This is a genomic window from Vibrio sp. RM-41-2B (genome assembly GCF_024744415.1).
Taxonomy (GTDB): domain Bacteria; phylum Pseudomonadota; class Gammaproteobacteria; order Enterobacterales; family Vibrionaceae; genus Vibrio; species Vibrio diabolicus.
In genome coordinates this window covers 69,382-81,431 of the sequence record NZ_JAMQWD010000051.1, presented here as the reverse complement: position 1 = coordinate 81,431, position 12,050 = coordinate 69,382, and the positions used below count along the sequence as shown (strand labels likewise).

Here is a 12,050-nt window from a genome sequence, read left to right as displayed (position 1 = left end):
ACTACACTTTTCATATCAACTCTTTGGATATGGAAACGCGTGTGGTCGGGATATTTGCTTGGAACAACCTGTCTGTAAAGCAGAAACTTTTTGGATTGGTCCTACTACCAATCTTATTGTTATTGCTTCTGGCGGGCAAACATGTACAAAACCTCTCTATCCAAGCTCAAGAACTTCAAAAAGCACAACTCTTCTCCCAATATATAGATCGTGTTTCCTCACTGTATTATTTGATGAGCGATCCAAAGGTCGTGAATAACGCTCAAGAAACCCGCCAACTCGTTCAAACTTTACAAGATACAGCTTCACCTGTTTTTGGTGACAATGCCGATATATTAAATCAGCTCACGAATTTCGAAGAAGCAACACTGTCAATGCTCTCGTCCAATAATGCAGAAGATAAGTTAGATGCTGCTGAGTGGCGTGCCGACACATTCAAAGAGATTCTTTTGAGTTTGGATAGAGTCTATTTCAGCCATGTAAGTTATGAAACCAACACTCACCTCTCCTCATTGATGCAGCTTGAGTGGTTAATGTTTTGGTCAACAGAAGAGCATAGACTCAGCAAATACTTAGTGGAATCCACAGAACAGGGGCAGATTTACGATCCAGCTATCCAAGCCAGTATTCAATCATTAATCCAGAACCAACAACTGCTGTTCGAACGTTTTGTCACACTTAATGCGAATAAGCAGCAAGTCCATCTTCTCATCGAAACCTTTACCGATAATGTGTTTGTTAAAAGCCAAGCATTTCGAGCCAATTTGTTGCAGCCATCAAACCTTAGCGTGTTGACCCCCGCTCAAATAGATGACGGGTTGTCTGCGCTTTATAAACGCTTAAGTTTATTACGCAACGTTGATGACCAGATGGAACGACAACTTATTGAGGATATAACCAAGACGATCAGTGAAACAACACAGCACCGCATTGGCTTCATTGCGCTAATGAGCCTCGTGACATTGCTGGTTGTGAGTTTGACACTGAGGTTAGTGCGTAAGGTCACTGGCAACTTGAATTTAGTCCTCGAATTCCTAAGTCGAGACACTTACGAAGAGGACAACAATGAAAACTCACCACTGACAGAGTTGACCAAAGGGAAAGATGAGCTCAGTAAGTTTGCTAAAGAGGTAAAAAAACTGAGTTACGAACGTGAGCAGTCAAGACAAAAGTTAACTCAAGCCAAAGAAGATGCTGAAAAGGCGAAAGATGATGCCATCGAGGCAAGCAAAGCCAAAAGTAGCTTTCTGGCGAATATGTCTCATGAGATTCGAACCCCGTTAAACGGCGTTATTGGCATTTCAGAAGTTTTGTCAGACACGCCGCTAACGGCGACACAGCGTGATTATGTCGACACGATAGAAACCTCCTCGCAATTACTGTTGAGCCTAATAAATGACGTTCTGGACTTCTCTAAAATTGAATCTGGTATGTTGCTTATCAGCCCTCATTCAACCTGTGTTCGTGAATCCATCTACGATATTGCTTCTATTATTTCCCCGAAAGCGAAAGAAAAAGGCATCGACGTTCAAGTCAGCATCAGCCGCAATACGCCCTATCACGTTATGTTGGATGATCACCGTATACGCCAAATTATCATGAACTTCATGTCCAATGCCGTAAAGTTCACCGAACAAGGCTGCGTTGAACTCTCTGTCATCACTAGAGAAATCAAAAATGGTGAAGCGAGCATCGAGTTTTCAGTCAAAGACTCAGGGATCGGTATTGATGAGCAGCAACAAAAAAAGATATTTGCTCCTTTCGCCCAAGAAGATAACTCCACCACCCGACAGTTTGGAGGGACAGGGCTTGGGCTTGCAATTAGCACGCAGCTGGTAGAATTGATGGGCGGTGGGATTCAGCTTGAATCCGAGAAAGGCAAAGGTAGCCGATTTTTCTTCGAACTTACGGCTCCAATTGTGACTCAAGAGTTCAATGGCTATCACTCCCTTAATCACAACGATATATGGATAGTTTGCAACAACCCTACTTTGGAGCAAAAGCTGCGTGACGAGTTGAGCTTTTTCCACATCAATGTTCAGCAATCAGTAAATACACTGGATGCTCTGCCAACGTGGATTGATAACGAGCGCATCATTGTTATCAACGTAGAAACTTCTCCAAATACCGCAGCCAAACATCTAGGTGAAATGAAAAGACTTTGCATGCAAAATGTTCGAGTTTGTCTTATTAAACACCTTCATAGTGCCCAACGTGATTTTGGTAACAGCATTAGTGCATTGGTAACTCAACCCCTCTTAGGACAGCGCTTAGTAAAAGCACTTGAAACTTGTGCTGCAAACTTCCCTCAAGCAAACCAGGAGAACACGACAACACCCAATGCTAAGACTCTCCCAAAAATCTTGGTGGTCGACGACAACACCGTTAATCAAAAAATCGCTGGATTACACGTCACAAAAGCGGGCTTCGACTTTGATATCGCCGTAAACGGAGAAGAAGCCGTAGATATGTTTCAACAGAATCAATACAGCTTAATCTTAATGGATTGCATGATGCCTGTGATGGATGGGTTTGAAGCAACCAAAATGATCCGTCAAATTGAAGCAAAAGAAAAACGGACGATCAGAATCCCAATTATCGCGCTAACAGCAAGTGTAGTCGATGATGACATTCAAAAGTGTTTTGATGTTGGAATGGATGATTATGTGCCCAAACCTTTTAAAGCGGGTTTGTTGAAAGAGAAATTAGATAAAGCCATTGGACTACGCATTTCCAATATTGTTTCTGATGAAAAGCGACTGGCAACAAACACCACTCACACTCCTGAAAAAACCTCGCATGCTGAACAATCAGAAGCGACCGTGACGCCTATTCGCTCAGAACGGATTTTGCTCGTCGAAGATAACAGAGTAAATCAAAAAGTCGCTTCGCTGCTTTTATCCAAAGCTGGTTATCAATTTGAAGTGGCCGAAAACGGACAGGTTGCGGTCGAAATGTTCCAAAAAGATGGCGGGTTCGACATCATTTTGATGGACTGCATGATGCCGATCATGGATGGGTTCGAAGCCTCGCGACAAATACGCGCCTACGAAGCAAGTAAGGGGCTTCCGAAGACTCCCATTATCGCGCTAACGGCAAGTGTTGTGGATGATGACATTCAACGCTGCTTCGATTCAGGCATGGACGCTTATGTACCCAAGCCTGTTCGTAGAGAAAAGCTGTTGTACCAGATTGAAAATGCGATATAGGTAGCGATGATGAGCGGCGACATTTCTCTCCTCTGTTTTCTTTTGCGCTGCATAAAACGCTACCTATTCATTGTTGTTTTCCTTCTACCCATAGATAGTCAAGTACTTGCTGCAGAGAGCTACGCCGTTTTCTCGTTTAATAGTGAGTTCTCGCCCCTAACCATCAATAAAGCGCGAAAGTTGTACAGAGGAAAAACGCAACTCTTACAAGGGCAGAGAATTGAGCTATCTGGAATTGAGCTATCTGACTGGCCAGCGACATCAGCGGAGAGAGCGGAGTTCTATCGCTACCTTCTCAATAAAAACTTGGCGCAAATGAACGCGCACTGGGCGAGCTTGTCTTTTTCAGGCAAAGCGAGACCACCCAAAGTGATTGCAAACTCTAGCATTGATGCGCTGATCACTTGGATGCAAGAAAAGCCCAATCGGATTGGTTATGCCCCTTCTTCGAGCGTGCCTGGAAATGCTCGTATTTTGTGTGTGGTGAGCTCGGAGGATTAATATGAAAAAATATTTGACCATGTTATCACTGAGTGTTGTCGCCTTTCCGAGCTTAGCCACCATTGAGTTATCAGATCACCTGTCTTTGAGTGGTTTTGGTTCGACATCTTGGTCTAAGTCGGATAACTCCACAACGGTTCTCGTCAACCGCTTTATTCATGATGAAGCCTGCTACGATTGTGACACAACCTTCGGCCTGCAACTTGATTACTTTTACAAGGCATTTCGAGCATCCGCACAGATAGTCAAGCGTCCGCAAGATCATTGGAGCTCGCCCCAATTAGAGTGGGCATATTTAGCTTATACCTATAAAAATGTAGAGATACGTGGGGGACGATTGAGGCTGCCGCTGTTTTTGATGTCTGAGTATAATTATGTCGGTCACGCTTTTACCCAAGCTCGACCACCAAATGAAGTGTATGACAGCATATTAGGCATCACCGCTTACAATGGTTTATCCATTCGCTGGAATCACGACCTCAATGAGCAAATCATGCTTACTGCAATGCCGTTTATAGGGTTTAAAGACAGCAGTGATGTCACCCTCAACGAAGATACTGAACTGAAGATCGAATCAGACAACACAGCCGGAATAAACTTAACACTCAGCGGAAATGCCTACCGTTTGAACTTCTCTTATCTACATGGCGATTATGACCAAACTACGGTTCTCTCCAATACCAAGCAATCCACACCTGAAGGAGGAGCCATGTTAATTGACCGTTTGGTTCTAAAAGAAAAAGGCAATACGATTGACCAGTTTTCTCTAGGCGTAAGGTATGAGCTTGATAACGTTGTGATAATGGCTGAAGGACAAACCAGCAACATTTCCTCCTCTTGGTACGCAACAACGAGTTACAACGTGAATAAATTGACCCCCTACATAGTTTACGGCCAACAGTTTAATAGCAGTGATACAAAGAATGGGGACAGCTATCTGTTTGGGGTGAGATACGACCTAGATTATAACGTGTCACTGAATGCTGAATGGCAAAAGTTTAACGCCCACAATAACGATACTGGCGCGTTTTCATCAATACCAGAAGATAACAGCGCCAATCTTTACACCCTGATGTTAAATTTCGTTTTTTAACTTTTCTATACTGACATCGTATAAACCATGGGCATTTACCTTTGTTATCGTTGATACATGTTGTGCGTGATTTGACGCTCTTTGTAATAGAATTCTTTGTCATGTTCGCCTATCTCTCGCAATACACGACACGGGTTCCCTACCGCAACAACATTACTTGGTATATCTTTCGTTACCACGCTACCAGCACCAATTACGCTGTTTTCTCCAATCTTGACGCCAGGCAATACCACTGAGTTAGCGCCGATCCATACATTATCACCAATATGAATAGGGATATTAAATTGCGCAACTTCTCTTCTGAGCTCCGGTTCAACCGGATGGCCTGCCGTTGCTAGTGTCACATTGGGACCAATCATGACACTATTGCCAATGTAGATATACGTATCATCGACTAGGGTTAAGTTAAAGTTTGCATACACGTTATCACCAACGTATGTATGCCTCCCCCAATTCGCCCGAAGCGGCGGCTCAAAATAGCAGTTGTCACCAACAGCGCCGAGCAAACGTCGTAATATTTCTGTACGCTTTTCAGATTCAGAAGGCCGAGTTTGGTTGTAATCGTAAAGAACTTCTAAACACTGTGTTTGCTGCTCGACTAACGCTTCATCATTACAAAAATATATTTGCTGACTATGAAGCATTGATTCACTATCCATAATATCCTCCGTTCTATCTGCCCAGTAGCTTCAGGCTGCTGGAACACCTCGCAATACGAGTTCCTGTCAAGATTGGCTAACAGAATGCATGATGTCGTTTTTTGCAATAAGTTTAATGACATGCTTGCGAGGCCTAACGCAAAATACCGAATAACTTGAAAGAAATATGTGAATCAGACGAGTAAATAACACAAAGCTCGATGCAGAGTTAGCTTTGTTTATCTCGTTTCATTTTCAAGCGCTTTTCTTTACGTCGTAACGCTCGGAAAAACTTCGACTCCTCGTGATACCAGCCGATAACACTAACCGGGAAGCCCACTAGCATCATGATAAAAAGATCCGCGGGCAGTTGCTCCAAAATATCACTCAGGGAGTGCAGCTCACCAAAAATGAATAAACCAATGACTTTACCAAGCAATAGTGCGCAACAAATCATAAAAAAAGACTTCATGATGTAATGCCATTTGCCTTTTTTACGCTCTTCTCGCCAATAGGCATATTTATGTTGTCGGTCGTACATTCATCCCCCCAAGTGACAATGTCACTAGCCACAAACATTCAGGCAAAGTAACGGCTTTAGCTGCACTCTAATGATAGTGTGAATCAGAAGCGAATGCTTGTCATGGCAATGAGAAAGCGGCACATCATGCTGCGCATTTTACGACTTTATGGACGCTAGCATGATCGCGCAATACAGGGAGATATCAGCTTGTTAATTACGGAGTGAGTTAATGTTTTCGGAACACCCAAATTGGACCAATAAGAAGAAACTGCAAATCTTCGAAAAAAGACGGTTTCTTCCCTTCTATTTTGTGACCAATGAACTGCAAGATCCACAGTACACCGAATAGGAGCATCGAAATATGCATTACGGGCAGCGCCAATACCTCCAAAGACCATATCAGGCCGATGCACGCTAATGTATACCCTAACATCATCATAAAGACGCTGAGAGACAAACGAAAATAGAAAACCCATACGGGTATGACAGCAATCCAGACCCAGTTAAACTCGAAACCCAAGATGGAGATTTGAGGAATTGACCAAATTAGACCGACCACAGATAGGTAAATACCCGGAACTGCGATTGTGTGAATCTTTTGGTTGATGGGATTTTGATGGCTCTCCCCATATTCTTTTAGCCATTCAGATAATGCTCGCATATCATTCCTACTTTTCCGCCTACTTACTTATATAGCTTGAGGATGGAAAAGGTGCGAATTTTTCTGTAATAACTATTACTGACCAAGCAATGCTCGTTGCACTTTTGGTAGTTTGGCAACGACGAGAGTATAAGAGCGTTCACATAAATCCTGAATCAATCCATCTTCCACATCACCATTAAAATAAACCGTTATCCAGTGACGCTTATTTAAGTGATAACCAGGAGTGATGTCCGTAAACTGCGATGTTAAGACTTCTCCATCTTCTGGTTTTACTTTTACGCTGACATACTCCCGACCGTTTCTCTCTGCAATAATCGCAAACATTTTACCTTTGATTTTGTATACAAGCGCTTCTGGCCCAAATGGAAAATCACTCTCTGCACACATAAAGGTACTTAAATAACCTTCTAACTCTTTGCTTCTCATTCCGTCCCACCCTTCCTGTATCTTTTACTCAAACAAAGGCAATAGTAGTCTTAACGCCTGGTTAACCTGCGCTTTCTCATTACCTTCTAAACCATGTAGCAGCGATTGCTGAACGTCCACATGCTCTAAGATCAACTTGTCAATTAAGGTTAAGCCCTTTTCAGTTAACTCAACGGTGACACTGCGTCTATCTTCTTTACTGTGTGTTCTGGTAATAAAGCCTTTCTTCTCGAGTTTATCTAATCGGTTCGTCATCGCGCCCGAAGTGAGCATCATCGAATCAATTAGCGCCGAGGGAGTAAGGCAATATGGTGAACCTGCTCGGCGAAGTGTCGCCAACACATCAAATTCACCCATCTTAAGATCGTACTTCTTATGTAGGTCAGCGACCCGACACTCCATGTGCTTAGCAATTCGCATTAGCCGACCCATAATTGCCATCGGTTCAGTGTCGAGCTCTGGCTTCTCCTTAGCCCACTGCTCTACCACTCTATCAATTGCGTCCATGGTTTCTCTCCAAACGTCATTTAATTTTTATTTTAACATAAAGATACTTTACAAAAAGTAACCTTACCGATATCTTTACAATTAATTATCTCAACGCAAAGATATTTAACATGAACATTTTGCTTGCAATGATCCCGGCTTTTTTTTGGGGGACAACTTATGCTGTTACTCAGTTTACGCTTCCGGACTGGCCTCCCGTTTTACTTGGTGCGCTAAGAGCATTGCCTGCGGGTCTTTTGCTCCTCGCAATAAAGCCATCTTTCCCGAAAAAGAGTGAATGGAAAGTGCTGCTTGTTTTAGGAACTATCAACATCGCTTGCTTCTTTGGTCTCATTTTTGTCATGGCGTTGACGCTTCCTTCTGCGATCTCAGGTGTCGGTATGGTATCAGTGCCCGTTTTTGCGATGCTGTTTGGCTGGGCAGTCTATAAGCGTCAGCCAAGCGCAATACAGGCAATAAGCGGAGCGACTTTGATTGCGTTGGCTTGGTTCTTATTTGATCCTAGCTCTATTTCGCTCAACCCTATGGGTTTGCTGGCGATGATCTCCGCCATCATGTGTATTGTGGTAGGCAGTAGCGTAACGAAGTCACTAGGAACGAAAATGCATTGGTGGACAGTATTAACATGGCAGCTCATTTTGGGTGGTGTGATTATGTCTGTCGCAACAAGCGTGCTGGCAATAAACAATCCAGAGCCATACGTTACGGCCGTTCAAAACTTATCAATGACGAATGCCCTTGGGCTGCTGTGGGTGATCATTCTGAACACTGCATTAGGCTACGGCATGTATGTTTGGCTATTGCAGCGTATGTCGGTCGTTGACTTTACTTTTGGTGGCATTGCCAACCCTGTCGCGGGCATTGTGTCAGGTTTGCTGCTATTGGGTGAGACTTTCACCCCTCTCCAATACAGCTTGATGCTAGGGATGATTGTTATGTCATTGCTCCCTCAATTGATCGCTTCATTAAAAACCAAAAAAGCCGCCCTTTCTTCCTAAGTAAAATCCTAACGCCCGATGCTAGAATCGGGCGTTCATATTCTCTGTAAACTCCGTTTGAATTCTAAGACCTCAACAGGTGTTCTATCGAGCAGTGAACCCAAAAAGGTTCAGTAATAAAAAAGGTGCCGAAAGACACCTTTAATAATGAATACGCCCCATTATGCCTTGCTTTAAGTCATCGCAAGGTTGTTAATAGGCTCTGGTTTAGCGTAGACATACCCTTGAATAAGGTAAATAGAATGCTGAGCCAAATACGCGACTTGAGCCTCGCTCTCTACACCTTCTGCAATCATCTCACATTCCGCTTTCTTTGCTGCCGAGACAATAGAATCTAACACTTTCAATTTTTGGTCATCAGAGCCTATTGGGTCGATGAACATCTTATCCACTTTTAAGCATCGGATACCCAGCTCTTGCAAATAAGAAAAGCCGCCATACCCAGTCCCAAAATCGTCAATTTTGAACTTGTAGCCTTTATTCGCCAGATACAAAATCTCTTTTTTCGCTGCCTCTGTATCTTTTACAGGAATTCGCTCGGTCAACTCAAAATGCACTCTCTTCGGACATGGCCAATTCAGTTCTGACAGTAACTTAGTGAGTTCACCTGACTCTAAATGGGAAGAAACAATATTGATGCTGACCCACACATGCTCAGGTAACACACTAAGATCTTGTATGATTTTACGAATAAGCTGATTCGTCATTGGGACAATCAGACCACTTTCTTCTGCAGCGCCAATGAACATGTTTGGCGACACCATACCCTCACGACGAGACCACCGAATCAGTGCTTCATACCCCACTGTCGCACCATCACGGCTATCGACAATCGCTTGGTAATAAGGGACAAATTCCGCATTATTAATCCCATTCTGGATCAAGCCTTTGATAGACTTTCTCAAGCTCTTACTGGACACATATACAAACGCAAAAGCCAGCCCCATAAGCACACTGACTAGGCCTCCCCATAGAAAGACTCTTTCCTGAGCATAGCTCTTCAGTTTCTCGCCACTGTGTATTTTGATGAGCATATTGGCTTGAGAATCAGCCGAGAAGAATAACTCCTTTGAAACTGCCGCTTCTTCTGCTGCAATGGCTGGTTTTCCTCGACTTATTGTTAAATCTCCAAATACAGGCTCATCATATATAAACTCGACGAACAAACAGTCTTCACAAGGCGTTTTGATCACTTCTTTAACCCAACTATTATCGAGAACCCAGATAACTTCGACATGTTCATTTTCATAAATGACCATCCACTCAACTTGATCTTGGTGTTCCGGTAAAATAAGTGATACAAAAAAGTTTTCGCCAAGCTGAAATCGTTGCGCATTGGATAAATGAGATACTTCGCGACCAATCGTGGAGCATGTTTTACCGTCATTCGTTTCCATCGCAATAAAACGGATGTAACGGTTATAAAAACGTGGGTCGCGTAATGTTCTAACATCACTATTACTGCACGTGAAATCTAACTGCGAAACCTGCTTTACAATCGCCTCATCCAAATACATGGATCGTTGGTGTAAATAATCGACATAGGTGTCTATTTTAGTCTCTTTGATATAGCTGATGTAAAAATTGGCTATTGAATTAAAAGCCACAACAAAAACTGCAATGGGAACTAGGCCAAGCAAAATGGCATTTCTTGTTATCTTTGTAATCAAAGTTCCTCCTAACGTTCAGCCAAACAACTTAAATTAAAGAGTGACATGAACACTATCTCACGTTCACACACCAAAAAGTGAGGATCGAATCTCAATAAGAAGTATAGAAGCGCAAGGCTTGCCACAGAAAATGAGAGTACTGCTGCATATCCAAGATAGCAACTCTCTTGAGTGAGACTTACCGACGATAATCGCGAGAAAAGAGGGGCTTATGCTCAACATAACCAATGTATAAAACGACTTTTTTGCCATCCAATGACTCGCCACAGTCACTAACTTTCCAATTGACCTTTGAAGGCACTAGCAACACACTGCATGATAAAATAGGAAAAGCTACTTAGAGCTTTTTACCAGCATTACAGGCTTATCGACCAGGGAGGGTCATGAAATGAAATTAGCTCAATTAAATATTGCGCTTGCTAAATATCCTTTGGATGCACCAGAAATTAAAGATTTCGTAGACAATTTGGACTTAATTAATGGTATAGCTGAAGAAAGTGAAGGCTTTATCTGGCGTCTAAAAGACGACTCCGGTGATGCAACAAGCATTAAATTATTTGATGACCCGAACATGATTGTAAACATGTCTATTTGGGAAAGTACTGACTCACTTAAAAACTTTATGTTTCGTACCGGTCATAGAGATTTTATGCGCCGAAAAAGCGAATGGTTTCATCGTCTAGCGGAGGATAGCTATGTTCTGTGGTGGGTAGAAGACGGTTATATACCAACACCACAAGAAGCCTTGTTACGCCTTCAGCATTTGCGCGAAAACGGAGATACGCCATTTGCTTTCACATTTAAAACAAACTTTACAGAAGCAGATCTTGTGTAAAGTACACGTATGCCAAAGAATCGGCGTTCAAATTTACACTGACTATAAGGTTAATTGGTGTGAATCACTGTCAGTTCTACCGACTTACTCGGAAAGGCGGGCAAGTGAACGCATAAAATGCGTTCACTTGGTTTATCGTTCATAGGGTGTTCTATTTCAGAAATAAAGTTCATTCGTGCTAAATTTACGGTACCATGCACAATTGACCAAATTGTAGTTATTCATGATTATACCAACTAAAACTCCCTCTCCCCTGCCCTCTGATGTATCTTGCTCTAACTGTAAGGCTTGTTGTTGCCGTCTCGAGGTTATGATTATTTCAGATACTGGCGTACCTGAAGAGTTTATTGCACGTGACCAGTATGGAGGCGAAACCATGATGCGGCTAAATGATGGTTGGTGTGCAGCTTTAGACAGAGACACATTAATGTGTACGATTTATGAAAATAGGCCTTGGATTTGCCGCGAATTCGAAATGGGCTCCAATGAATGTTTAGATGAACGAGTTAAATTCTTGTAAAACCACTCAAATTTACACTGATGGCAATGCGGAGTATTTGTAGAAAGTGTGCAAAGGAAAAGTAAGGTGTTTAAATCTGAGTATCAACAAATTATGGATACAAAAAAGCCCACCGTTTGGTGGGCTTTTTCTAAAATTTGGTGGGTCCGGGCGAACTCGAATCGCCGACCCCTACCATGTCAAGGTAGTACTCTAACCAACTGAGCTACGGACCCAAATTTTGTGTTCCTAACCATTCAATTCAGAATGGTGCGTCCGAGTGGACTCGAACCACCGACCCCCGCCATGTCAAGGCGATACTCTAACCAGCTGAGCTACGGACGCATTTCTCTGGAACGACGAGGATATTAGCTATAAGCGAACGACGGTGCAAGCACAAATTTGCCAACTTTGAACCGTTTGGCGAAAATGTAAACTCAACACGCGTTTTCAGATGATTTTATCGACAAGGACTGGGCCTGTGGGG

At 42.8% G+C, this 12,050-nt stretch carries 12 protein-coding genes and 2 tRNA genes; 6 read left to right on the top strand and 8 right to left on the bottom strand.

Annotated elements, in window-relative coordinates:
- Nucleotides 1-41 precede the first annotated feature (41 nt).
- Genes NB463_RS20790 through NB463_RS20780 form a run of 3 tightly spaced genes read left to right on the top strand, consistent with a single transcriptional unit; the run spans nt 42 to nt 4,803 of the window.
- The gene (locus NB463_RS20790; RefSeq protein ID WP_405054840.1) at nt 42-3,209 is read left to right on the top strand and encodes a response regulator; all 3,168 of its coding nucleotides are present in this window, start codon (nt 42-44) and stop codon (nt 3,207-3,209) included.
- 9 nt (nt 3,210-3,218) lie between these two features.
- Nucleotides 3,219-3,710, top strand: a complete 492-nt coding sequence (locus NB463_RS20785; RefSeq protein ID WP_258432562.1) for a hypothetical protein — start codon at nt 3,219-3,221, stop codon at nt 3,708-3,710.
- A 1-nt stretch (nt 3,711) separates the two neighbouring features.
- A complete protein-coding gene (locus tag NB463_RS20780; protein WP_065646794.1) occupies nt 3,712-4,803 on the top strand; it encodes an outer membrane protein in 1,092 nt (363 codons plus the stop codon).
- A 44-nt stretch (nt 4,804-4,847) separates the two neighbouring features.
- Here the strand turns inward: NB463_RS20780 and NB463_RS20775 are convergent, their stop codons facing one another.
- The 5 genes from NB463_RS20775 to NB463_RS20755 all read right to left on the bottom strand — a co-directional run bounded on the left by NB463_RS20775 (nt 4,848) and on the right by NB463_RS20755 (nt 7,561).
- Nucleotides 4,848-5,462 carry a sugar O-acetyltransferase gene (locus NB463_RS20775; RefSeq protein WP_053807331.1) on the bottom strand — a complete coding sequence of 205 codons (615 nt, stop codon included), beginning with the start codon at nt 5,460-5,462 and terminating at the stop codon, nt 4,848-4,850.
- 208 nt (nt 5,463-5,670) lie between these two features.
- Nucleotides 5,671-5,982: a hypothetical protein gene (locus NB463_RS20770; protein ID WP_046874879.1), complete on the bottom strand. Its 312-nt coding sequence runs from the start codon at nt 5,980-5,982 to the stop codon at nt 5,671-5,673.
- A gap of 208 nt (nt 5,983-6,190) precedes the next feature.
- Nucleotides 6,191-6,625: an Mpo1 family 2-hydroxy fatty acid dioxygenase gene (locus tag NB463_RS20765; RefSeq protein WP_258432561.1), complete on the bottom strand. Its 435-nt coding sequence runs from the start codon at nt 6,623-6,625 to the stop codon at nt 6,191-6,193.
- A 75-nt stretch (nt 6,626-6,700) separates the two neighbouring features.
- Nucleotides 6,701-7,054 (bottom strand): MmcQ/YjbR family DNA-binding protein, encoded by a 354-nt coding sequence (locus NB463_RS20760; protein ID WP_005393450.1) that lies wholly within the window; start codon nt 7,052-7,054, stop codon nt 6,701-6,703.
- 24 nt (nt 7,055-7,078) lie between these two features.
- Nucleotides 7,079-7,561, bottom strand: a complete 483-nt coding sequence (locus NB463_RS20755; RefSeq protein ID WP_005393451.1) for a MarR family winged helix-turn-helix transcriptional regulator — start codon at nt 7,559-7,561, stop codon at nt 7,079-7,081.
- A 110-nt stretch (nt 7,562-7,671) separates the two neighbouring features.
- On the opposite strand from NB463_RS20755, the gene NB463_RS20750 reads away from it, so the two are divergent.
- On the top strand, nt 7,672-8,559 hold the full coding sequence (locus tag NB463_RS20750; RefSeq protein ID WP_047008694.1) for a DMT family transporter: 888 nt from the start codon (nt 7,672-7,674) through the stop codon (nt 8,557-8,559).
- A 173-nt stretch (nt 8,560-8,732) separates the two neighbouring features.
- Here NB463_RS20750 and NB463_RS20745 read toward each other — a convergent pair whose 3' ends face one another.
- A complete protein-coding gene (locus tag NB463_RS20745; RefSeq protein ID WP_258432560.1) occupies nt 8,733-10,229 on the bottom strand; it encodes an EAL domain-containing protein in 1,497 nt (498 codons plus the stop codon).
- 388 nt (nt 10,230-10,617) lie between these two features.
- Here NB463_RS20745 and NB463_RS20740 point away from each other — a divergent pair, with 388 nt between their 5' ends.
- The gene (locus NB463_RS20740; RefSeq protein WP_005393454.1) at nt 10,618-11,064 is read left to right on the top strand and encodes a DUF3291 domain-containing protein; all 447 of its coding nucleotides are present in this window, start codon (nt 10,618-10,620) and stop codon (nt 11,062-11,064) included.
- 223 nt (nt 11,065-11,287) lie between these two features.
- Nucleotides 11,288-11,584, top strand: a complete 297-nt coding sequence (locus NB463_RS20735) for a YkgJ family cysteine cluster protein (RefSeq protein WP_074191235.1) — start codon at nt 11,288-11,290, stop codon at nt 11,582-11,584.
- A gap of 138 nt (nt 11,585-11,722) precedes the next feature.
- Here the strand turns inward: NB463_RS20735 and NB463_RS20730 are convergent.
- Both NB463_RS20730 and NB463_RS20725 read right to left on the bottom strand, forming a co-directional pair.
- Nucleotides 11,723-11,799: transfer RNA gene (locus NB463_RS20730), tRNA-Val, on the bottom strand.
- A gap of 32 nt (nt 11,800-11,831) precedes the next feature.
- Nucleotides 11,832-11,908 (bottom strand) — tRNA-Val (locus NB463_RS20725).
- Between the last annotated feature and the right edge of the window lie 142 nt (nt 11,909-12,050).